General features: G+C 75.3%; 9 protein-coding genes. 4 read left to right on the top strand and 5 right to left on the bottom strand.

All coding sequences use genetic code 11. The annotated features are described in order from the left end of the window. The 4 genes from AB0O53_RS20075 to AB0O53_RS20090 form a co-directional block, all read left to right on the top strand. Window positions 1-6,089: SDR family NAD(P)-dependent oxidoreductase (locus tag AB0O53_RS20075; protein WP_365197130.1), on the top strand; the 6,089-nt coding region annotated here is incomplete at its 5' end. 98 nt (window positions 6,090-6,187) lie between these two features. Beyond that, complete coding sequence (locus AB0O53_RS20080; RefSeq protein WP_365197133.1) at window positions 6,188-12,835, top strand: SDR family NAD(P)-dependent oxidoreductase; 6,648 nt, start codon at window positions 6,188-6,190, stop codon at window positions 12,833-12,835. Continuing rightward, the gene (locus AB0O53_RS20085; protein ID WP_365197135.1) at window positions 12,832-14,814 is read left to right on the top strand and encodes an alpha/beta fold hydrolase; all 1,983 of its coding nucleotides are present in this window, start codon (window positions 12,832-12,834) and stop codon (window positions 14,812-14,814) included. The genes AB0O53_RS20080 and AB0O53_RS20085 overlap by 4 nt, the downstream gene beginning before the upstream one ends. Further along, on the top strand, window positions 14,811-15,608 hold the full coding sequence (locus tag AB0O53_RS20090; RefSeq protein ID WP_350994133.1) for a thioesterase II family protein: 798 nt from the start codon (window positions 14,811-14,813) through the stop codon (window positions 15,606-15,608). Before AB0O53_RS20085 ends, AB0O53_RS20090 begins: the two co-directional genes overlap by 4 nt. A gap of 65 nt (window positions 15,609-15,673) precedes the next feature. On the opposite strand, the gene AB0O53_RS20095 is transcribed toward AB0O53_RS20090, so the two are convergent. The 5 genes from AB0O53_RS20095 to AB0O53_RS20115 all read right to left on the bottom strand — a co-directional run bounded on the left by AB0O53_RS20095 (window position 15,674) and on the right by AB0O53_RS20115 (window position 23,961). Further along, the gene (locus AB0O53_RS20095) at window positions 15,674-16,933 is read right to left on the bottom strand and encodes a cytochrome P450 (RefSeq protein ID WP_350994135.1); all 1,260 of its coding nucleotides are present in this window, start codon (window positions 16,931-16,933) and stop codon (window positions 15,674-15,676) included. Between the two features lie 60 nt (window positions 16,934-16,993). After that, window positions 16,994-20,158: a non-ribosomal peptide synthetase gene (locus AB0O53_RS20100; protein ID WP_365197139.1), complete on the bottom strand. Its 3,165-nt coding sequence runs from the start codon at window positions 20,156-20,158 to the stop codon at window positions 16,994-16,996. After that, complete coding sequence (locus AB0O53_RS20105) at window positions 20,155-21,363, bottom strand: NAD(P)/FAD-dependent oxidoreductase (protein ID WP_350994139.1); 1,209 nt, start codon at window positions 21,361-21,363, stop codon at window positions 20,155-20,157. Before AB0O53_RS20105 ends, AB0O53_RS20100 begins: the two co-directional genes overlap by 4 nt. A gap of 116 nt (window positions 21,364-21,479) precedes the next feature. After that, on the bottom strand, window positions 21,480-22,682 hold the full coding sequence (locus tag AB0O53_RS20110; RefSeq protein ID WP_350994141.1) for a cytochrome P450: 1,203 nt from the start codon (window positions 22,680-22,682) through the stop codon (window positions 21,480-21,482). A 46-nt stretch (window positions 22,683-22,728) separates the two neighbouring features. Continuing rightward, window positions 22,729-23,961, bottom strand: coding sequence for a cytochrome P450 (locus AB0O53_RS20115; RefSeq protein ID WP_365197143.1), 1,233 nt, complete (start codon window positions 23,959-23,961; stop codon window positions 22,729-22,731). Window position 23,962 lies beyond the last annotated feature (1 nt).

The raw sequence follows: 23,962 nt of genomic DNA on the forward strand, positions 1-23,962 counted from the left end.
ACGCCGCCGCCAACACCTACCTCGACGCACTCGCCCACCACCGCCACCACCACAACCTCCCCGCCACCAGCCTCGCCTGGGGACTCTGGGACACGAGCACCGGCAGCATGGCCGCCCAGTTCTCGGACGCCGACATGAAGCGGTGGGCCGACAAGGGCATCCTCGCGCTGACCCCCGAGCGCGGCATGGAGCTGTTCGACGCCGCTCTCGGTGCCGGACAACCGGCGCTGGTACCGATCGAGTTGGACCGCCGGGCGCTGCGCGCCCCGGACGGGGCCGCGCCGGCGCTGCTGCGCACCCTGGTCCGCGCGCCGCGCCGCCGGGCCGCCACGACTGCCGCGTCCTCGTGGGCCGAGCGCACTGCAGCTCTCGCGCCCGGTGACCGCCGCCGGGCCGCCCTGGAACTCGTACGGGCCACGGTGGCGGCCGTCCTCGGTCTCGCGGGACCCTCCGCCGTCAACGACAGCGGCCCGTTCATCCAGTTGGGCATGGACTCGCTGACCGGCATGGAGCTGCGACGCCGGCTGGCCTCGGACAGCGGCCTCGCCGTTCCCGCGACCGCCGTGTTCGATCACCCCACCCCCGGCGCGCTCGCCGACTTCGTCGTCGCCGAGCTCGGCAAGATCGCCGGGGAGGCCGCGGCACGGTCCGTGCAGCAGGCGGCGAACGGAGCCGGGGCGGGTTCCGGCGTCGGTCAGGACGACCCGGTCGTGATCGTCGGGATGGCCTGCCGGTATCCCGGTGACACCCGCTCCCCCGACGACCTGTGGCGGCTCGTCGCCGACGGCACCGACGCCATCGGCCCCTTCCCCACCAACCGCGACTGGGACGTCGACGGTCTCTACGACCCGGACCCCGCACGGGCCGGCAAGAGCTACACCCGGCACGGCGGTTTCCTCTACGACGCCGACCGGTTCGACGCGGAGTTCTTCGGGATCAGCCCGCGCGAGGCGTACGCGATCGACCCGCAGCAGCGCCTGCTGCTGGAGACCGCCTGGGAGAGCTTCGAGCATGCGGGCATCGACCCGGCCACCCTGCGCGGCAGCCGGACCGGTGTGTTCGTCGGCACCATGTACGACGACTACGCCTCCCGGCTGTCCTCCGTACCGGTCGAGTACGAGGGCTACCTGAGCACGGGCAGTGCCGGCAGCGTCGCCTCCGGGCGGCTGTCCTACACCTTCGGGCTGGAGGGCCCGGCCATCACCGTCGACACGGCCTGCTCCTCCTCCCTCGTCGCCCTGCACCTGGCCGCCCAGGCCCTGCGCCAGGGCGAGTGCAGCCTGGCCGTGGCGGGCGGCGCCACCGTGATGGCCACTCCGCGGCCCTTCGTGGAGTTCAGCCGTCAGCGCGGGCTCGCGCCCGACGGCAGGGTGAAGTCGTTCTCCGCGTCGGCGGACGGGACGACGTGGAGCGAGGGTGTGGGTGTGCTGCTCCTGGAGCGGCTCTCCGACGCCCGCCGCAACGGACACCCCGTACTGGCCGTCGTCCGCGGCTCGGCCGTCAACCAGGACGGCGCCAGCAACGGCCTCACCGCCCCCAACGGCCCCTCCCAGGAACGCGTCATCCGCGAGGCGCTGGCCGCCGCCGGCCTCACGGCCGCAGACGTCGACGCCGTCGAAGCCCACGGCACCGGCACCACCCTCGGCGACCCCATCGAAGCCCAGGCCATCCTCAACACCTACGGACAGGACCGCGACACCGAACGCCCCCTGCACCTCGGCTCGCTCAAATCCAACATCGGCCACTCCCAGGCCGCCGCAGGCGTCGGCGGCGTCATCAAAATGGTCATGGCCATGCGCCACGGCATCCTCCCCCGCACCCTCCACGTCGACGCCCCGACCCCGCACGTGGACTGGTCGAGCGGCGCGGTCTCGCTGCTGACCGAGCGCACCCCGTGGCCGGAGGCCGACCGGCCCCGCCGGTCGGCGGTCTCCTCCTTCGGGATCAGCGGCACCAACGCCCACGTCGTCCTCGAACAGGCCTCCGCCACCGCGCCCGAACCCGCACGCGGGACGACTGTGCCCGACCCGCTGCCGTGGGTGGTCTCCGGCCGCGGTACGGACGGCCTGCGCGCCCAGGCGGCGCTACTGCGGCGGTCGGCAGCCGAGGCCGACACGGAGGGCGGCTTCGGCCTCGCGCACCTGGACATCGCCCACGCCCTGGCCACCACGCGGGCCGCGCTCCCGGACCGTGCCGTCGTCCTCGCCGACGACCCGGCCGCCCTGCTGGCCGGCCTGGACGCGCTAGCCCGCGGCGCGTCCGCGCCGCAGCTGGTGACCGGGGACCCGGAGCGGGCGGCCGGCAGCGGCGGTCTGGCCTTCCTGTTCACCGGGCAGGGCAGTCAGCGTGCCGGCATGGGCCGTGAGCTGTACGCGACCCACCCCGTCTACGCACGCGCCCTGGACGAGGTCTGCGCACGGATGGACGTCCACCTGGGCCGGTCGCTCAAGGAGCTGATCCTCGCCGATGAGGGGAGCGAGCAGGCCGCGCTCCTCGACCGGACGCAGTACACGCAGCCCGCGCTGTTCGCCGTCGGGGTGGCGTTGTTCCGGCTGGTGGAGCACTACGGCCTGACCCCCGACCACCTCCTCGGTCACTCGGTGGGTGAGCTCACCGCCGCGCACGTCGGCGGAGTCCTCTCCCTCGACGACGCCTGCAAACTCGTCGCCGCCCGCGGCCGCCTCATGCAATCCGCACCCTCCGGCGGCGCCATGATCGCCATCGAAGCCACCGAAACCGAGATACGCGACACCCTCCCCACCCACCACGGACACCTCGACATCGCCGCGGTCAACACCCCCCACTCCACCGTCATCACCGGCGACCACGACGCAGCCCACCAACTCGCCGCGACCTGGCGCAACAACGGCCGACGCACCAAACAGCTCAACGTCAGCCACGCCTTCCACTCCCCCCACATGGACGGCATCCTCGACGACTTCCGCGCCACCGCCGCCACCCTCACCTACCACGCCCCCACCATCCCCCTCATCTCCAACCTCACCGGAGAGCCCGCCACCACCGAACAACTCACCGACCCCGACTACTGGGTCCAGCACCTCCGCCACACCGTCCGCTTCAACGACGCCGTCCAATACCTCCACAGCCAGAACACCACCACCTACCTCGAACTCGGCCCCGACCCCGTACTCACCGCGATGGTCCGTACGGTCCTGGCCTCCGGGGAGCCGGAGGCCGGACGGCAGCCGGTCACCGCGGTTCCGCTGCTGCGCACGGGCCGTCCCGAGGGGGCGACCCTGGCGGCGGCGCTCGCCGAGGTCCACGTACGGGGCCGGGACGTGCGGTGGGACGGGTTCCTGCCCGGCGGCCGGTCCGTCGCCCTGCCCACGTACCCGTACCAGCGCGACAGCTACTGGCTGAGCGCACCGGCTGCCCCCGTGGCACCGAAGCCGGCCGGCGGGCATCCGCTGCTGGACGGCGCGGTGGAACTCGCGGGCGGCCAGGGGTGGTTGTTCACCGGCACCTTCGATTTCGAGGTCCACCCGTGGCTCTCGGAGCACGTCGTCCTGGGCCGGCCGCTGCTGCCCGGTGCGGCCGTCGCCGAGCTCGCCCTGTACGCGGCCGGACGGACGGGAGCCGCGGAGGTCGCCGAGCTCACGCTCGAACAGCCGCTGCCGCTGCCGCTCGACGGACGCGTCGCCCTGCAGCTCATGGTGGGCGCGGCCGGTGACGACGGGACGCGGCCCCTGGCCCTGCACTCCCGGCCGGAGGGCACCCCGGACGGCGCCTGGGTACGGCATGCCTCCGGCCTGCTGGCCGAGGACGTTCCGGCGCCGGCCGGCGAGGAACCCGACCTCGCCGTCTGGCCGCCGCCGGGCGCCACCGAGATTCCCGTCGACGGCCTCTACCCCCGGCTCGCCGAACGCGGATACGCCTACGGGCCCGCCTTCCAGGGGCTGCGCAGGGCCTGGAAGCACGGCACCGACGTCTATGCCGAGATCACCCTCCCCGACACCACGGGCAGCGGCGCCGGTACCGGCGGCTTCGCCCTCCACCCCGCCGCCCTCGACGCCGCCCTGCACACGGCCCTGGTCGGGCCCGGCGCCGGGGACCGGCTGGTGGTGCCCTTCGCGTGGAGCGCGTTGGCCCTGCGGGCTTCCGGCGCGGCGCGGCTCCGGGTCCGCCTGCGGCGGGGGACGGGCGACGTCCACTCGCTGCTGATCGCGGACGAGACGGGCGTCCCGGTGTTCACGGCCGGCGGCCTCGCGGTGCGCGAGCTCCGGGCGGCGGACGCGGCCGCCGCCGCCGGACCGGTCCACGGGGCGGGGTTGTTCGACCTCCACTGGTCACCGCTGCGGGCGCTGACGGCCGTACCGGCCGGCCCGTGGGCGGTGCTCGGCGACGACGCGGCCGCCACCGACGCCGTACGGGCGGCCGGCGTGGCCGTACGCACCTACCCGGGGCCGGAGGCGCTGCGGGCGGCGGTCGACGGCGGGGCCCCCGTCCCGGCCGTGGTCCTGGCGGCCGTGCCGGACGCCGGCGGGCGGGCCGTGCTCGACGTCCTCGAACTGGCGCAGGTCTGGCTGGCGGACGAGCGGTTCGCGGACTCCCGGCTCGCCGTCCTCACCCGGGGCGCGGTCGCGGTCTCGGACACCGAACGCCCCGATCCCGCCCTGGCGGCGGTCTGGGGCCTGGTCCGCTCCGCGCAGTCCGAGCAGCCCGGCCGGTTCGTCCTGGTCGACACCGACGGGCGGCCCGAGTCCGTACGCGCCCTCCCCCGGGCCCTGGCCTCGGCGCAGCCTCAGCTCGCCCTGCGGGCCGGGCGGGCGGCGGCGCCGGCCCTGCGCGGGCACCGGCCCGCCGGCCCGGCCGGCGACGCCCCGGCGGTCTTCGGAGCGGACAGCCATGTCCTGGTCACCGGCGGTCTGGGCACCCTGGGCCGGCTGCTGGCCCGGCACCTGGTCAAGCAGCACGGCGTGGGCCGGCTGCTGCTGACCGGCCGGCGCGGTGCGGCGACCCCGGGCGCGGAGGAGTTCACGGCCGAACTGGCGTCCCTGGGCGCGGAGGTGACCGTCGCCGCCTGCGACACCGGTGACCGGGCGGCGCTGGCCGCCCTGCTGGCCGCCGTACCCGCGGACCGGCCGCTGACCGCGGTCGTGCACGCGGCGGGCGTCACCGACGACACGGTCCTGGCGGGGCTCACCGCGGAGCGGATGGAAGGGGTGCTGCGGCCCAAGGCCGACGCCGCCCTCCACCTGCACGAGCTGACCCGGGACCTGGGCATGGACCTGTCGGCCTTCGTCCTCTTCTCCTCCCTCGCCGGGACGCTGGGCTCAGCGGGCCAGGGCAACTACGCGGCGGCCAACGCCTTCCTGGACGCCCTCGCCCACCGGCGTCGTGCCGAGGGGCTGCCGGCCGTGTCCCTGGCCTGGGGGCTGTGGGCGCAGGAGAGCACGCTGACCGGGGACCTGGGTGCGGCGGACCTGAAGCGTCTGGCCCGCTCCGGAATCGGGGCGCTGTCAGCGGAGGACGGTCTGGCGCTGTTCGACGCGGCCGTCGCCTCCGGCGCCCCGGTCCTGACGGCGGCCCGCCTCGACCTGCGGGCGGCGGATCCGGACGCGGTCGCGTTCCTGCTGCGCGGGCTGGCCCCGGCCCGCCGCCCCGGGGGCTCCGCGGGAGCGGCGGCCCGCGGCACCGCGGCCGGTCTGCGGGAGCGGCTGGCGCGGGCGCCCCGGCGGGAGCACCACCACATCCTGCTCTCGGCGGTACGCGCCGAAGTGGCCGCCGTACTGGGCCACTCGGACGGCGAGCGGGTGCCGGCCGACGGCCGGTTCCAGGACCTCGGCTTCGACTCCCTCACCGCGGTCGAGCTGCGCAACCGGCTGACGGCCGCGACGGGCGTCAAGCTGCCGCCCACGCTCGTCTTCGACCACCCGACGCCGGGCGCCCTGGCGGACCGGCTGCGGGGTGCGCTCGTACCCGAGGCCCCGGCGCAGGACACCCCCGGGCGGGCCCCGGACGCCGCCGGACCGGCGGACGGCGCGAACGGGGACCGGAGCGGGGGTGAGAGCGCGCTGGACTCGATGAGCGCCGACGACCTGGTCCGCCTGGCCCTGGGCCAGAGCTGAGGAAGACACCACCGCCCCGGGTCCGGACGCGTTCCGGACCCGGGGCGGGCAACCAGACCCACACCCAGACCCCGACAGGGAAGTACGGAGAGAACAGGATGGCTTCCACAACCCAGCAGCAGGTCGTCGAGGCGTTGCGGGCCGCGCTGAAGGAGAACGAGCGGCTCAGGGCCGACCACGCCCGCACCAGGGAACGCGAGGTAGAGCCGATCGCGATCGTCGGCATGGCCTGCCGCTACCCGGGTGGCGTCCGTTCCCCCCAGGACCTGTGGCGGCTGACCACCGACGAGGTGGACGCCGTGGGCCCGTTCCCCGCCGACCGGGGCTGGGACCTGGCGGAGCTGTACGACCCCGACCCGGACCGGCCGCACACCTCGTACGCGCGGGAGGGCGGATTCCTCTACGGGGCCGCACAGTTCGACGCGGAGTTCTTCGGCGTCGCGCCGCGCGAGGCGCACAGCATCGACCCGCAGCAGCGCCTGCTGCTGGAGACGGCGTGGGAGGCCTTCGAGCACGCGGGCATCGACCCGGCGACCCTGCGCGGCAGCCGGACGGGCGTGTTCGTCGGCACCATGTACGCCGACTACATGAACCGCTTCTCCCCCGCCCCCGAGGAGTACGAGGGCTTCCTGAGCGTCGGCGGCGCCGGCAGCGTCGCCTCCGGGCGGCTGTCCTACACCTTCGGGCTGGAGGGCCCGGCCATCACCGTCGACACGGCCTGCTCCTCCTCCCTCGTCGCCCTGCACCTGGCGTGCGCCTCGCTGCGCAGCGGCGAGTCCTCGATGGCCCTGGTCGGCGGCGCCACGGTGATGGCGACGCCGATGCCGTTCGTGGAGTTCAGCCGGCAGCGGGGGCTCGCGCCCGACGGCCGGTGCAAGGCGTTCTCCGCCTCGGCGGACGGCACCGGCTGGGCCGAGGGCGCCGGTCTGCTGCTGGTCGAACGGCTCTCCGACGCCCGCCGCAACGGACACCCGGTACTGGCGGTGGTGCGCGGCTCGGCCGTCAACCAGGACGGTGCGAGCAACGGCCTGACCGCGCCCAGCGGTCCCGCGCAGGAGCAGCTCATCCGCCGGGCCCTGGACGCGGCCGGGCTCACCCCCGCCGACGTCGACGCGGTGGAGGCGCACGGGACGGGCACGTCGCTGGGCGATCCGATCGAGGCGCAGGCGCTGCTGGCGACGTACGGCAGCGGGCGCCCGGCCGACCGGCCGCTGCACCTGGGCTCCCTGAAGTCCAACATCGGGCACACGCAGGCGGCGGCCGGGGTCGGCGGTGTCATCAAGATGACCATGGCCCTGCGGGAGGGGCTGCTGCCCCGGACCCTGCACGTGGACGAGGCCACCCCGCACGTGGACTGGTCGGGCGGCGCCGTGTCGCTGCTGACCGAGACGATCCCGTGGCCCGGGCGGGGCGAGCGGCCGCGCCGGGCCGCGGTGTCCTCCTTCGGCATCAGCGGCACCAACGCGCACGTCATCCTGGAGCAGGCGCCGGAGCCGCAGGCGGCGCCGGTCGCGGCCCCGGCCGGGCGCGGGGCCGCTACGGCGCCCGTACCGGTGGTGCTGTCGGCGGCCGGGGAGCCCGCGCTGCGGGCGCAGGCCGACCGGCTGTACCGGCACCTGACCGAGGCCGACGGCGACGGGCTCGCGGACGTCGGCTTCTCCCTCGCCACCACCCGCGGGCACCTGCGGCACCGTGCGGTGCTGCTGCCCGAGGACCGCGACGAACTGCTCGACGGGCTGCGGGCGCTGGCCGACGGCGTGCCCGGTGCGGACGTGGTCCGGGCGACCGCGGCCGAGGGCCGCACCGCGTTCCTGTTCGCCGGCCAGGGCGCCCAGCGGGCCCGGATGGGCCAGGAGCTGTACGAGGCGTTCCCGGTGTACGCGGCCGCGTTCGACGAGGTGTGCGCGGCCCTGGACCCGCACCTGGAACGGCCGCTGCGGGACGTGGTCCTCGCGGCCGAGGACAGCCCCGAGGGCGCCCTGCTGCACCGGACCGGCTGGACGCAGCCGGCGGTCTTCGCCTTCGAGGTGGCGCTGTTCCGGCTGCTGGAGTCCTGGGGGATCCGGCCCGACGCCGTGCTCGGGCACTCCGTGGGCGCGCTCGCGGCGGTGCACACGGCCGGGGCGCTGTCGCTGGCGGACGCGGCCGAACTGGCCGCCGTACGCGGCCGGATCATGGAGCGGCTGCCGTCGGGCGGGGCGATGGTGGCCCTGCGCGCCTCCGAGGCGGAGGCGGTGGCCCTGCTCGCCGGCCACGAGGAGCTGGTCTCGCTGGCCGCGGTGAACGGGCCGGCCGCCACGGTGCTCTCGGGCGACCGGGACGCCCTGGCGGGTGTGGTCGCCGGCTTCGAGGCGGCCGGCGGGAAGGCCACCTGGCTGCGCGTCAGCCACGCCTTCCACTCCCCGCTGATGGCACCCGCCCTTGAGGAGCTGCGGTCCGTCGTGGCGCGGCTGGTCTTCAAGGAGCCGCAGCTCGCGCTCGTCTCCGACCTGACCGGCCGGCCCGTGGGCGCGGACGAGCTCGCCGACCCGGAGTACTGGGTGCGGCACGCGCGGCACGCCGTCCGCTTCCGGGACGGGGTGGCCGCCCTCGCCGAGCTGGGCTGTGCCCGGTTCGTGGAGGTGGGGCCGGGCACCGACCTGACGTCGATGGCCGCGGAGTGCCTGGAGGACGGGGGCCGGGGGCGTCCGGCCCGCCACACGCTGATCCCGTCGCTGCGGCGGCGCCTGCCGGAGGTGACCGCGCTGCTCACGGCGGTCGCGCGGCTGCACGCCTGCGGTGGTGGGGTGGACTGGGCCGCCGTGTTCGCGGACCGCGGGGCCCGCCGGGTGGAGCTGCCCACGTACGCCTTCCAGCACCGCCCGTACTGGATCGACCGGCCCGCGGCAGCGGCGGCCGGGGACGTGCGGTCGGCCGGGCTGGTCGCGGTGGACCACCCGATGCTGAGCGCCTGCGTCGAACTGCCCGACAGTGAGGGCCTGTTGCTGACCGGGCGGCTCTCCCTGGGCCGCCACCCGTGGCTGGCCGACCACCGCGTGGGCGGCCGGGTGCTGCTGCCCGGGACCGGCCTGCTCGACCTGGTGGCGCGCGCCGCCCGGGAGGCGGGCTGCGCCCTGGTGGAGGAACTGGTGCTGGAGGCGCCCCTGGTGGTGCCCGAGGAGGGCGAGGTCCGGCTGCGGGTGTCCGTGGCCGCACCGGACGACGGCGACGGCTCCGGGCGCCGGGCCGTGTCCGTCCATTCCCGGCCCGAGGACGACGCCGACGGGCGGGGCTGGTCCCGCCACGCCCACGGCACGGTCCTGCCGGACGGGGCCGGGCGGACGCGGACGCCGGATCCCGCCGCCGAAGCGGGCGGGGACTGGGCCGGGGTGTGGCCGCCGCGCGGCGCCGAGCCGGTCCCGGGCCCGGTCGCGGACCTCTACTCGGTCCTCGGCGCCAAGGGCCTCGGCTACGGCCCGGTCTTCCGCGGGGTACGGGCCGTGTGGCGGCGCGGGCCGGAGGTCTTCGCCGAGGTCGCGCTCCCCGCCGGGGCCGGGACGGCAGCGGACGGCCACGGGATCCACCCGGCGCTGCTCGACGCGGCACTGCACCCGATCGCGCTCGGCGGCCTGGTCGACGGGGCCGACGGCGACGACGGGCGCACGTTCCTGCCGTACGCCTGGTCCGGCGTGCGCACGTACGGCCGGAGCGGCCCGCGCCTGCGGGTCCGGCTCGCGCCCGGCGGGGCGAACGCGGTCGGCATCGACGTCGCGGACGACTCGGGCCGGGCCGTGGCCTCGATCGGTTCGCTGGTGCTGCGCCCGCTCCCGGCCGGCGCCCCGCAGGCCCCGGCGGGCTCCGGCGACGGCCTGCTGTGGCCGGTGTGGGAGGAGTGGGGCGAGCTGCCCGCCACCCCCGCCACGCACCGCTGGACCCTGCTCGGCCCGTACGAGCACGCGCACGAACTCGGCCTGGGCGGGGCCCTGTCCGGCACCGACGAGCTGCTGGCGACGCTGGCCGCCGGGGCGGACGCTCCCGCGCTGCTCCTGCTGCCGTGCCCGCTCCCAGAGGGCGGCGGCGCGCCGGACGGCGGCGCCGCGGCCGTGCGCACGGCCCTGCACCGGGTCCTCGACACGGTCCGGCTGCTGGTCGCGGACGAGCGGCTGGCCGGAACCCGGCTGGCGGTCCTCACCCGGGGCGCCGTCACCCTGGGCGGCGAGCAGCAGCCCGGCGAGCTGTCCCACCGCGCCGTGTGGGGCCTGCTGCGTTCCGCGCAGGCCGAGCACCCCGACCGGTTCGCGGTGCTCGACGAGGACGGCACCCCCGCGTCCCGGCGGGCCGTCGCGGCGGCGCTGGCCGGCGGCGAGCCCCAGCTGGCCCTGCGCGGCGGCACCGCCTTCCGTCCCGTGCTCGGCGCGGACCGGCCGGAGCAGCTGCTGGTCCCGCCCGCCGACACCCCGCACTGGCACCTCGACTACGTGGCCAAGGGGACGTTCGCGAACCTGGCCCTGAAGCCGTGGCCGGAGGCGGCCGCCCCGCTGGAGGCGGGGCAGGTGCGGGTCCGGATGCGGGTCGCGGGCCTGAACTTCCGCGACGTCCTGCTCTCCCTCGGGGTCATCCCGGCCTCCGTCGACGGGCACGCGGGCGGTTCGGGGCAGGGCGGCGAGGGCGCCGGCACGGTCCTCGAAGTGGGTGCCGGGGTCACCGACCTCAAGCCCGGCGACCGGGTGATGGGCCTGTTCCACGGCATCGGCCCGACGTCGGTCACCGACCGCCGGTTCGTCTCCCGGGTCCCCGAGGGCTGGTCCTTCCGGCAGGCGGCCGCGGTCCCCGTCACCTATCTGACGGCCTACTACGGACTGGTGGACCTGGCGGGCCTGCGCGCGGGCGAGTCGGTACTCGTGCACGCGGGCGCCGGCGGCGTCGGTACGGCGGCCCTCCAGATCGCCCGCCACCTCGGCGCCGAGGTGTACTCCACCGCGAGCCCCGCCAAGTGGCACGCCCTGCGCGGCGCCGGGGTGGCGGACGGGCACATCGCCTCCTCCCGCACCCTGGACTTCGAGCGGGAGTTCCTCGACGCGACCGGGGGCCGGGGCGTGGACGTGGTGCTCAACTCCCTCGCCGGGGAGTTCGCGGACGCCTCGCTGCGCCTGCTGCCGCGCGGCGGCCGGTTCCTGGAGATGGGCAAGACCGACCGGCGCGAGCCCGCCGAGGTGGCGGCCGCGCACCCGGGGGTGGTGTACCGGACGTACGACGTGCGCGACCCGGGGCCGGACCGGATCCAGGAGATCTTCGCCGAACTCCTCGCCCTGTTCGAGCAGGGCGCGCTCCAGGCCCCGCCGGTGGCGGTCTGGGACCTGCGCCGGGCGCCGGACGCCTTCCGCCACCTGAGCGAGGCGCGGCACATCGGCAAGGTCGTCCTGGACCTGGCGGACGAGGACGAGCGCTGGGACACCTCCCGGGCCGTCCTGGTCACCGGTGGTCTCGGCTGGCTGGGCCGGCTCGCCGCCCGCCACCTGGTCGCCCGGCACGGGATACGGCAGCTGGTCCTGATGGGCCGCGGGCTGCCCGGCGAGGACGCCGCCCGGGACGTGGCCGCACTGCGCGACCTGGGCGCGGACGTCCGTACGGTGGCCTGCGACGCGGCCGACCGGGACGCGCTGGCCCGCGCCCTGGCCGAGCTGGCCGGCGACGGGGTCCGCGTCGGCGGGGTCGTGCACGCGGCGGGCGTCCTGGACGACGGCCTGGTGACCTCGCTGACCGCCGGGAGCCTGGAGCGGACCCTGCGTCCCAAGGTGGACGCGGCGCTCAACCTGCACGAGCTGACCGAGCCCCTCGGGCTGGACGCGTTCGTCGCCTTCTCCTCCCTCGCGGGCACGCTCAGCGCCCCCGGGCAGGCCGGGTACGCGGCCGGGAACGCCTTCCTCGACGGGCTGATGGAGCAGCGTCGTGCGGTGGGCCGTCCGGGCGTCTCCGTGGTGTGGGGCCTGTGGGAGGGGGCCGGCGGCATGGGCGCCGGTCTGACCGGCGCGGACGTAGCCCGTATGGCCCGGGTGGGCGTGGCCCCGATCACCTCCGAGCAGGGGCTCGACCTGCTGGACGCCGCGGTGCGCCGCGACCGTCCGGTGGCGGTGGCCGCGCGCTGGGACCTCGACGGGCTGCGGGCCGCGGTCGGACAGGGTGCGGCGGTGCCGCCGCTGCTGCGGGGTCTGCTGCCGGCGGCGCCCGTGCCCGTGGCGGCGGCTGCCGCGCAGGCGCAGGCCCGGGCGGCGGATCCGGCCGAGGACGCCTCACCGACCGGGGACCGGCTGCTGGACTCCGTGCTCCACGAGGTCGCGGCCGTACTGGGCCACGGCTCCGGCGCTGCCGTGGACCGGGACGGAGCCTTCGACCGGCTCGGCTTCGACTCGCTGACCGCGGTGGAGCTGCGCAACCGGCTGGCGGCGGCGACGGGGGTCCGGCTGCCCGCCACGTTCATCTACGACTGGCCGACCCCGGCCGAGCTGGTGGTCCACCTGCGCGAGCAGCTCCCGGAGCCGGCCGCGGAGCCGGCCCCGGACCCGGCCGGGACCCCGGCCGCCACGACCGCGGCCTCCGGCGACGACGCCGGCGTCACCGTGGCGCTGCTCGCCGACATCGCCCGGCTGGAGGCCGCGGTGGCCGACCGGCCCCTGAGCCCGGCGCAGGGCGCCGCGGTGAGCGAGCGGCTGCGCGAGCTGCTGACCGAACTGGGTTCTATGAAGGAGGATCACTCCGCGTGGGCATGACCAACACCCCGACGGCCGCCCCGGTTTCACCGGCCGGGGCCGCCGGCCCGTCCCGGTGGCTGCGCAGCTACCACCCCCGCGCGTCGGCCGCCGCCCGCCTGGTGTGCTTCCCGCACGCGGGCGGCGCCGCGAACGCGTTCGTGGGCCTGTCGGCCGCGCTGCCCGAGGACGTCGAGCTGCTCGCCGTCCAGTACCCCGGCCGCCAGGACCGGCGCGGCGAACCCTGCGCGCGGGACCTCGCCGAGCTGGCCGCCGGCGTGGCCGGCGCCCTCGCCGCTTCGCCCGACGACCGGCCTCTGTTCCTGCTGGGCCACAGCATGGGGGCGCTCGTCGCCTTCGAGACGGCCCGGCTGCTGGAGGCGCAAGGCGGGGCCGCGGCGCGGCTGTTCGTGTCGGCGGCCCGGCCGCCGGCGCAGGACTGGGAGGAGCCCGACCTGGCCCTCGTCGGCGACGCGGAACTCGTCGCCGGGCTGCGGCGGCTCGGGGGTATTCCCGAACCGCTGCTGGCCGACCCGGAGATCGCCGCCGAGATCCTGCGGCTGCTGCGCGCCGACCACCGCGCGCTGCTGCGCCACAGCTGTGCACAGGACACCGCCGTGGCGGCCCCCGTCACGGTGCTGCTGGCCACGGCGGACCCGAAGAACTCCCCGGCGCAGATGGCCGGCTGGGCCCGGCACACCGTGCGCGGGCACGAGGTGGTGACGCTGTCCGGCGGGCATTTCGCGCTCCTCGAACGGCCCGCGGAGAGCGCGCTGCCGGTCACGGAGCGGATCCGCGGGGACCTGGCCCGGGCGGAGGGGGCCGGGGCGCCGGATCCCGAGCCCCTCGCCGACCTGGTGCGGGAGCTCATGCTGGAGGGCCTCGCGGGCCGGCCCCCTCGGCTGACGACCGACCTGACGGCGCTGGAGGCCGCGGCGGGCCGGGTGATGGCCCCGGAGGCCTTCGCGTACGTGTCGGGCACGGCCGGGTCCGGGGCGACGGGCCGGGCGAACAGGGCCGCCTTCGACCGGCTGCGGCTGGTGCCGCGGATGCTGCGCGGCACGCGCCGGGCCGACACCTCGGTGACGCTGTTCGGGCAGCGGCTGCCCTCCCCGGTCCTGCTGGCTCCGCTGGCCGCGCAGCAGGTGGCCCATCCGGAGGGCGAGTCGGCCACGGCGCGGGCCGCGGCGGCGACCGGCGTGCCGATGGTGCTGTCGACGTTCGCCTCGCGCACGCTGGAGGAGGTGGCCGAGGCGGCGGGCGACCACCCGCGCTGGTTCCAGCTGTACCTGCCCTCGGACCGGGCGGTGGGCGCGTCGCTGGTGCGGCGGGCCGAGGCGAGCGGCTACGGCGCGATCGTCGTCACCGTGGACGCCACCCACCTCGGCTTCCGCCCGGCGGAACTCGACAGCGGGTACTCGCCGTTCCTGCGCGGGACGGGCATCGCCAACTTCACCGGCGATCCCGCCTTCCGGGCCGGGCTGCCGGCGGACGCGGACGCCACCGCCGCCGTCCTGCGGTGGGCGCAGATCTCCACCGACCCCACGCTGACCTGGGAGGACCTGGCCCGGCTGCGCGGGCTGACCCGGCTGCCGATCCTGGTCAAGGGGATCCTGCACCCGGACGACGCCCGGCTGGCGCTGGAGCACGGCGCGGACGGCGTGGTCGTCTCCACGCACGGCGGCCGCCAGCTCGACGGCAGCGTGTCCGCCCTGGAGTCCCTACCCGCGGTGCGTGCGGCCGTCGGCCCGGAGGTACCGGTGCTGATGGACTCCGGGGTCCGGACCGGCAGCGACGTGCTCAAGGCGCTGGCCCTGGGCGCGGACGCGGTCCTGTACGGCCGGCCGTACGTGTACGGGCTCGGCCTCGACGGCCGGCGCGGCGTCGAGCACGTCCTGCGCTGCCTGCTCACCGACCTCGGGCTGGCCCTGGCCCTCACCGGCTGCGCGTCCCTCGCGGACGTCGGCCCGCACGTCCTCGCGAACGGAGATCTGCGATGAAGCGACCCTACGGACCCGGTGCCGACCCGACGGGCTGGCTGCGCCAGTACCACCGGCCGCCGGCGGAGGGGCCGACGCTGGTCGTCCTCCCCCACGCGGGCGGCTCGGCGACGGGCTACTACACGCTGTCGCAGGCCCTGGCCGGCGCCGCCGAGGTGCTCAACGTGCAGTACCCGGGCCGCCAGGACCGGCTCGGCGAGGCGTGCGTCGACGACATCGGCGAGATGGCGGACCGGGTCGTCGAGGCCCTCCTCCCCCGCCCGCACCGCCCGCTCGTACTGTTCGGGCACAGCCTCGGCTCGCTCGTCGCCTACGAGGTGGCGCTGCGGCTGGAGCGCCTGCACCCGGACCGCGCACCGGTCGGCGTGATCGTGTCGGGCCGGCCGGCGGCCGCGATCCACCTGAGCCGCGGCCTGTCCCTGCTGGCGGACGAGGACCTCGCCTCGTCGATCTCCGACCTGGCCGGCACCCCGCCGGAACTGCTCGCCGACAAGGACCTGATGTCGGCCGTACTGCCCTCGCTGCGCGCGGACTTCAAGGCTGCGGAGAGCTACCGCGGTGCGGCGGGCACCCGGGTGTCCTGCCCGCTCTACGCCTACTCGGGGGCGCAGGACCACAACGTTCCGCGCGAGGGCCTGCTGCGGTGGAGCGAGCACACCTCGGCGGAGTTCACGGTCCGCTTCTTCGAGGGCGGCCACTTCTACCTCCAGTCCCAGGAGCCGGAGGTGGCCCGCGCCCTCGCCTCCGACCTCCACACCCTCACCAGGACCGCCCTGCTGACCCCCAGCCGCTGACCGCACCTCATGCGGAAAGGCCCTCCCGGTCCGCGGACCGGGAGGGCCTTCGCCGTGCGGGGGGCTCAGGTGCGGGGCTCGGGGGTGAGGCGGACCCGGAGGGTGGCGTGGCCGTTGGCGAAGTTGGAGAAGAGGCGGGTGGGCGGGGCGAGGAGTTCGATGCCGGCGACCCGGGTGCGCAGCGACTCCAGCATGGAGATCATGTGGACGCGGCCGAGGTAGGCGCCGAGGCAGAAGTGCGGGCCGTGGCCGAAGCTGACGTGCTTGTTGGGAGTGCGGCCCAGGTCGAAGGTGTACGGGTCGGCGAAGACGTCCTCGTCGAAGTTGGCCGAGCTGTTCCACAGGGTGACGATCTCCCCGGCCCTGACGACGTGGTCGCGGATCGGGATGTCGACCAGGGCGTGCCGGCCGAAGTGCATCGTGGGGGTGGTCCAGCGCATCACCTCCTCGGTGGCGCTCTCCAGGGTGACCTCGGCGTTCTTCAGCCGGCGCCACTGGTCGCCGTACTGGCTGAAGGCGTGGACGATGCCGGACGCGGTGGCACGGCTGGACTCGTCGCCGCCCAGGATCAGGCTGTAGGCGTTGTAGATGATCTCCTCTTCGGTGAGCGGCTCGCCGTCGACGGTGGCGGTGGCCAGGGTGCTGAGGACGTCGTCGCCGGGGTTGCGGCGGCGTTCGGCCATCAGGCCGGAGATGTAGAGGATGATCTCGTTGCGCGCCATCAGCGAGACCTCTTCGCCGTCGTCGGCGCTGTACCGGGACAGGGTCTGGGCGTTCCAGTCCACGAGCTGTTCGCGGTCCCCGGCGGGGATGCCCATGAGGTCGCCGATGGTGTGGATCGGGATCCGGTCGGCGACGGCGGTGACGAAGTCGACCTCGCCCTCCTCGACGGCCTCGGAGATCAGGCGGTCGGTGAGGTTCTGGACGTTCTCCACGACGGGGGCCAGGACCCGCGGTGAGAAGGACTTCATCATCAGGTTGCGGATCTCGCGGTGGCGCGGGCCGTCGGTGACGGCGAGCATCTTGCCCGCGGCGGAGTCCTCGCCGAGCAGCAGGGTGCTCAGGACGTTGCCCCGCTCGGAGGTGTACCGCTTGTTGTCGCGGTAGGCGGCCATGATGTCGTCGTACTTGGTCAGGACCCAGAAGCCGGGCTTGCCGTCCCGGGGGGCGTGCCAGAAGACGGGGTGGTGCGCGCGCAGCGGCCGCCACATCTCGTGCGGGTCGTTGTCGTCGAAGGTCTGCGGGTCGGTCAGGTCGAACGCGGCCGGGTCCACGGGTCCGGCGGGTCCGGCGGGTTCGGCCGCGGGCAGGGTGGGGGCGGTCATGGGTGCTCTCTCCTCCGGGGGCCGCGGCCCCCGGGCGGGGGCCGCGGCACGGTCAGGTCCTCAGGCGGCTTCCGCCACGACGACGGCGGTGGTGGCGAGTTCGGCGATCGTCTGCTTGCGGAAGACGTCCTTGGCGGAGATGACCAGTCCGGCCTTCTTCGCCCGGGCGACCACCCTGATGCCGAGGATGGAGTCCCCGCCGAGCTCGTAGAAGTTGTCGGTGACCCCGACGGCCGGCACGCCGAGCACGTCGGACCAGATCTGCGCGAGCAGCCGCTCGGGGCCGGTACGGGGCTCCTGGACCTCGGCGGGAGCGGCCGCGTGCCCGGGGGCGGGCAGGGCCTTGCGGTCGACCTTGCCGCTGGGGGTGAGCGGGAACTGCTCCAGGCACACCACGGCGGACGGCACCATGTGGACGGGCAGCCGGGCGGAGACGAACTCCCGCAGCTCTGCCGGCTGCGGGCGGCGTCCGGCCGTGGCGGGGGTCACGTAGCCGACGAGCCGCTTGTGCTCGCCGTCGGCGAGGGCGACGACGAGAGCCACGCCGACGTCCGGGTGCTGCTGCAGGACGAGTTCGATCTCGCCGGGCTCGATGCGGTAGCCGCGCACCTTGACCTGGTGGTCGGCCCGTCCGACGTACTCCAGGACTCCCGCGCTGGTCCAGCGCACGAGGTCGCCCGTCCGGTACATGCGGTGGTCGGGGGCCCCGCCGTGCGGGTTGTCCAGGAAGCGGTCGGCGGTCAGTTCGGGCCGGTTGAGGTAGCCGCGGGCCACCCCCGGGCCGGCGATGAACAGCTCGCCCGCCACGCCGATCGGCACCGGCCGCAGCCGGTCGTCGAGGACGTAGGCGGTGGTGTTCGCGACGGCCCGGCCGATGGGGACGGGCAGGTGCTCGTCGGCCTCGCGGATGAGGTGCCAGGTGCCGAGGACGGCGGTCTCGGTCGGCCCGTAGAGGTTCACGAGCCGCTGCGGCGGGGCGGCCGCCAGGACCTCGGCCACGCGTACGGAGTTGGCGGCCTCGCCGCCGAAGAGGACGTGGCGCAGCGCGCCGAAGGCGTACGGGTCGGCGGCGACGATCTGGTTGAAGACGGCGGTGGTCACGAACAGGGTCGTGACGCCGTGGCGGCGCAGCGCGGCGGTGAGCGCGGCCGGGTCGAGGAGGGTGTCCTTGTCGACGACGACCATCCGGCTGCCCGCGAGGAGGGGTCCCCAGATCTCCAGCGTGGCGGCGTCGAAGGTGACGTCGGAGCCCTGGGCCATGACGTCGTCGGGGCCGAGCCGGACCCAGTCGGCGTTGCAGAAGAGGCGGACGACGGAGCGGTGGCCGATCACAGCTCCCTTGGGCGTACCCGTGGAGCCGGACGTGTACATGATGTAGGCGGGGTCGTCGGCGGTGACGGCGACGGCCGGGGGTCCGGCCGGCCGGGCGGCGAGGGCCTCGTCCTGCTCGTCGAGGGCGATCGTCCGGGTGCCGGTGGAGGACAGTTTGCCGGTCAGCCAGGACTCGGTGAGGCAGAGCGGCACCCCGGCGTCGGAGAGCATGAAGGCGAGCCGGTCCTCCGGGTAGTCGGGGTTCAGCGGGAGGTAGGCGCAGCCGGCCTTGAGGACGGCGAGCAGGGCGGTGACGAGCTCGGGTCCGCGGGGCAGGCAGACGGCGACGAAGGTGCGGGGCCGGACTCCGTCGGCGACGAGCAGGTGGGCCAGGCGGTTCGCGCGGGCGTCCAGCTCCGCGTATGTCAGCGTCCCGAGGCCCGCGGTGACGGCGACGGCGTCGGGGCGCAGGCGCGCCTGTTCGGCGACGAGTTCGTGCACGCAGCGGTCGGCGGGGAAGTCGGCGCGGTTGACGGCCCACTCGGTGGTGAGCAGGCGCAGTTCCTCCTCGTCGGCGAGGGGGAGGTCCTCGACGGTGCGGGCGGGGTCGGCCGCGGCGGCGGCGAGCAGCACCGTCAGGTGGCGGGCCAGCACCCGCGCGGTGACCGGGTCGAAGAGCGCGGCGTCGTACTCCAGTACGCCGGCCAGCCCGCCGGAGCCGGTCTCGGTGAACTCCACGGTGATGTCGTGGGCCGCGGGCACGCCGGGCGGCTGGACGGCGCGCACGGCGAGGTCGGGGCTCGGGGCCGGCTCGGCGGCCGCGTCGGCACCGCGGAGCAGGACCATCACCTGTACGTCGGGGGTGTCGCCGGCGTCCTTGCCCTCGCCCAGGGCGGCGCGCACCCGCTCGAAGGGGACGTCCTGGTGGGCGAGGGCCTCGGTGAGGGCGGCGCGGCTCTCGGCGAGCACCTCGGTGAACGGCGCCTCGGCGCGTACGTGGGCGCGTACCAGGAGGGGGTTGTCGAAGGCGCCCACCAGCCGGTCGAGGACGGGCCGGGGCCGGCCGGCGGCGAGGGTGCCCAGGGCCAGGTCCTCCTGGCCGGTGTGGCGGGAGAACAGCACCTGGCAGGCGGCGAACAGGCCCGTGAACAGGGTGCCGCCCTGCGCGCGGGCGGCGTCGGCGAGCCCGTTCACGGCCTCGGCCGGCACCCGGAAGGCGTGGCGGGCCGCGGCCCGGCCGCGCGCCCGGGTCCGGGGCCGGTCGGTGGGCAGCCGCAGTGCGGGCAGGCCCGCGAGCCGGCCGCGCCAGTGCTCCAGCTGTGCGGCGAGGTCGGCCTCGGTGACGCGGGCGCGCTGCTCGGCGGCGTACTGCGCGTAGCGGACGGGCAGTTCGGGGAGCCGGGCGGCGCGCCCGGTGACGGTGGCGGCGTACAGCTCGGCCAGCTCGGCGGTGATGATCGCGCGGGAGCGGGTGTCGGCGGCGATGCGGTGGGCGTGCAGCACCAGCAGGTGCTCGTCGGCGCCGAGGCGGACCAGGAGGGTGCGCAGCAGCGGCCCGGAGGCCAGGTCGTAGGGGCGGGCAGCCAGTTCCGCGACGCGGGCGTCGAGCTGCCGGGCGCGCTCGGCTGCGGGCAGCGCCGACAGGTCGGCGGACTCCACCTCCAGCGGTCCGGCCGGCCAGACCTGCTGCACGGGCCGGCCGCCGGCCTCGGTGAACGTGGTGCGCAGGGGCTCGTGCCGGGCCGCCAGGAGGCGCAGGGCCCCGGTCAGGCCGGTCCGGTCGAGGGTGCCGGTCAGGCGGAGCGCGATGACGGTGTGGTGACCGGGTACCGCCTCCTGCCGGTGTCCGGACCGGATGAGCTCCTGCCCGAAGGTGAGCGGCAGCCGGTCGTCGCCGGTCGTCGCGTCGGTCATCCCTTCGTTCCTTTCATGTCCGTCTCTTCCATCAGGTCGAGCAGTTCGGGGGTGACGAATTCGTCGATCGGGCAGACGCCGGACAGCGTCGAGAAGTACCGGTCCGTCAGTTCGCCGCTTGTGGCGATGGCGCGCAGCAGGTCCAGGTGGTGGGCCGGCGGGTTCAGCCGGGCCGTCTTGAGCGTGGCGCGGTACTCCGGTGTGAGCGCCTCCGTCCGCTGTTCGGCGTAGGCGTCGAGGGCGGCGGCCAGCCGGCCGGGGTCGTGGAGGCCGTCGCCGATGCGGTCCGCGAGCAGCTGGGCCTGGTAGAAGCCGTCGGTGATCCCGCGTGCGGTGATCGAGTCCTTGTGGTGGGCGGCGTCGCCGACGAGCGCCCAGCCGGGCCCGGCGGCCTGCCGGAAGAAGTTGCGCTGGTCGCCGGTGCCGTAGACGCGTTCCAGCCGGGCCCCGCCCGCCATCTCCTCCCGCAGCTCGGGGGCCGTCTTCTCCACGTTGGTGAGCAGGGCGTTCAGCGCGTCGCCGCGCACGCTGCGGAACTGCTCCTGGGGGAAGTAGCCGGCCACGAGTGTGGCGCCGTCGTTGGTCGGTACGGTGCCGACCCAGTGCCCCGGGGCGTCGTAGAGGCGGAAGCCGGGCCGCAGTCCGGACCAGTAGGAGTAGTAGGCGCAGGTGGAGGTCGGGTCCTCGACGACGAGCGGGGCGCCGGCCTTCGCGGCGACGGTGGAGCGCATGCCGTCGGCGCCGACGACGAGGGTGGCCCGTTCCACGGCGCCGGTGGCGCCGAGCCGGACGCCGACGACGCGGTCGCCGTCGAAGACGAGGTCGCTCACCGAGCAGTTCTCGCGGAACTCGACGCCCGCGTCGACGGCGCCCTGCACGAGGATCGGGTCGAGGAGGTAGCGGCGCGGCGCGTAGGCGGCGCGCTGTCCGTCGGCCGCCCAGGAGCAGCCCTCCAGCAGGATGTCGCCGTGGGTGTACCGGACGTGGTCGAGGGCGGGGGCGCCGGTGGCCACCACGGCGGGCAGCAGGCCCCACCGGGCGAGGGCGGCGACGCCGGGCTGGTGGATGTAGAGCGTGGAGAGGGTGTCCTTGGGGAAGGTGCCGCGCTCGACCATGAGCACCCGGTAGCCGGCGCGCGCGAGCAGCATCGCGGTCGGAGCCCCGGCGCACCGGGCGCCGACCACAATCACGTCGTAGTGCGTCAAAAGATGCTCCTTGTCCTGCGCCGGCCCCGGTGGCGGGCGTCACGGGGATGCGTGGGGGGCGGGTACGGGGCGGCGGCGGCCCGGACCGGTCGGGTCCGGGCCGCCGGCCGGACGGCCTAGTCCACCCGGATCGGGAGGCGCCAGACCCCGGTGAACTCCGGGGAGGTGAGGAAGGTCGGCCGGTCGTCCGGGTCCACGCGCAGCTTCGGGAAGCGGTCGAACAGGATGTTCATGGCCACCCGGCCCTCCAGCCGCGCGAGCGGTGCGCCGAGGCAGAAGTGGATGCCGCGGCCGAAGCCGATCTGCGGGTTGGGGGTGCGGGCCGGGTCGAAGACGTCCGGGTCCTGGAAGACGCGGGCGTCGCGGTTGGCGGCCGAGAACCAGACCTCCAGCACGTCGCCCTCGGGGATCTTCACCCCGCCGATCTCCACGTCGCGGGTGGTGACCCGGTAGCCCGCGGCCAGCGGGCTCAGGTAGCGCAGGGACTCCTCCAGCAGGGTCGGCACCAGCGACCGGTCCTCGCGCACCCTGCGGTCCACGTCGGGGAAGGCGTCCAGGCACAGGATGGTGTTGCCCAGCAGCATGGTGGTGGTGATGTGGCCGGCCGAGATCAGCAGGTTGGCGAAGTTGACGATCTGCCGGTCGGTGAGCCGTTCGCCGTCGACCTCCGCCTCGACGAGCCGGGACAGCAGGTCGTCCTGGGGCTCGGCGCGGCGCTGCGTGACCAGTTCGAGGATGTAGAAGCCCATGGCCATGGCCGCTTCGGCCTGGGTGTCGAGGGACTCCTCCTGCGCCTTGTCGCCCTGGTGCGTGGTGAGCTGGGTGCTCGCCATGAGGGACTGGTCGGCCCATTCCTTGAGGAGTTCGCGGTCCTCGCGGGGGATGCCGAGCATGTCGCAGATGACGATCACGGGCAGCGGGTAGGCGAGGGCCTCGGCGAGGTCGAAGGTGTCGCCCTCGATCCGGTCGAGCAGCTCGTGGGTGAGGGCGGCGATGCGCGATTCGAGCTCGGCGACCATCTTCAGGGTGAAGGTGCGCCCGACCAGCTTGCGCAGCTTCTGGTGCTCGGGCGGGTCGGCCTGGGTGAGGTTCCCGTCGAAGGCGACGGCGGCCTGTTCCGGGCTGACGTAGCGGGCCGCGACCTCGGAGGAGTACGTGGCGGGGTCGCTGAGGATCTCCAGCGTCTCGGGGTAGCCGTAGACGTGCCACATCCCGACCTCGGGGTCGTACTCGACGGGCGCCTCGGGCCGGACGCCGCGCAGCCAGAAGTGCCGTGGGTGCATCTCCCACTTGTCGAGGGGCGTGCTCGTGGTGGTCATCGGGGGTCTCCTTCGGCGGCCCGGTCGCGGGCCTCGGGTCGGCGCCTCATCGGACGAGGAGCGGGAGCTCCGAGGTCGAGATGACGTGGGGCAGCGGCAGGAAGGCCGGCGGGTTGTCCGGGTCGGTCCGCATCTTCGGGAAGCGGTCGAGCAGGATGTCGGTGGCGATCCGGCCCTCCATCCGGGCCAGCGGCGCGCCGAGGCAGAAGTGGATGCCCCGGCCGAAGCCGATGTGCGGGTTGGGGTCGCGGTACGGGTCGAAGACGTGCGGGCGGGCGAACATGCGCTCGTCCCGGTTGGCCGCGGAGAGCGAGATGGCGACGAGCTGGCCCGGGTGGACCGGTACGCCGGCCAGCTCGCCCTCGGCGACGCACGCCTTGTAGGCCGTCGCGATCGGGCTGAGGTAGCGCAGCGACTCCTCGATGAGGCCGGGGGTGAGGCCGGGGTTCCCGCGGACGGCGGCCAGGTGCTCCGGGTACGCGTCCAGGCACAGCAGGGTGTTGCCGAGCAGTGCGCTGGTGGTGGCGTGTCCGACGACGAGCAGTTCGTTGGCGAAGTTCACCACCGCGTTGTCGCTGAGCCGCTCGCCGTCGACCTCCGCCTCGACGAGCTTGGTCAGCAGGTCCTCGCGGGGCTTGGTGCGGCGCTCGGCGGCGTGTTCGCGCAGGTACTGGAACATCTCCGGGACCACGCGCATGGCCGCCTGGGCGTCGACGTCCTCGTCGAGGTCGCGCTCGCCCGAGGTGAGGGCGACCGCGCTGTGGGCCATGCGGTCGACCCAGGTCTTGAACAGGTCGCGGTCGCTCTGCGGTACGCCGAGCAGCTCGGAGATGACGATGATCGGCATGGGGTAGGCCAGGTCGTTCACCATCTCGATGCCGTCCTGGCCGTCCACGGCGTCGAGCAGCTCGTGGGTGATCTCGACCATCCGCGGTTCCAGGGCCGCGACCATCCCGCGGGTGAACGCCTTGCTGATGATCTTGCGCAGTTTGGTGTGGTCCGGCGGGTCGGACTGCAGCAGGGTGCCGTCGCTGAACTCGGGGTCGATCTCCACGTCGCCGGCGATGAGTTCGGCGACGTCGCTGGAGAACGTCTTCGGGTCGCCGACGACCTCCAGCACCTCCTTGTAGCCGTAGACGTTGACGATGCCGTAGTCGTTGACCTCGACGGGGTGCTCGGGCCGGTGCCCGCGCAGCCACAAGAACTCGTCGTTGATGCCGAGGCGGTCGACGAAGGCCGCCGCCTCCCTCTCCTGCGCGCCGGCCGGTGTCCCGGTCATG

This window comes from Streptomyces erythrochromogenes (genome assembly GCF_040684695.1).
Taxonomy (GTDB): Bacteria; Actinomycetota; Actinomycetes; order Streptomycetales; family Streptomycetaceae; genus Streptomyces; species Streptomyces erythrochromogenes_C.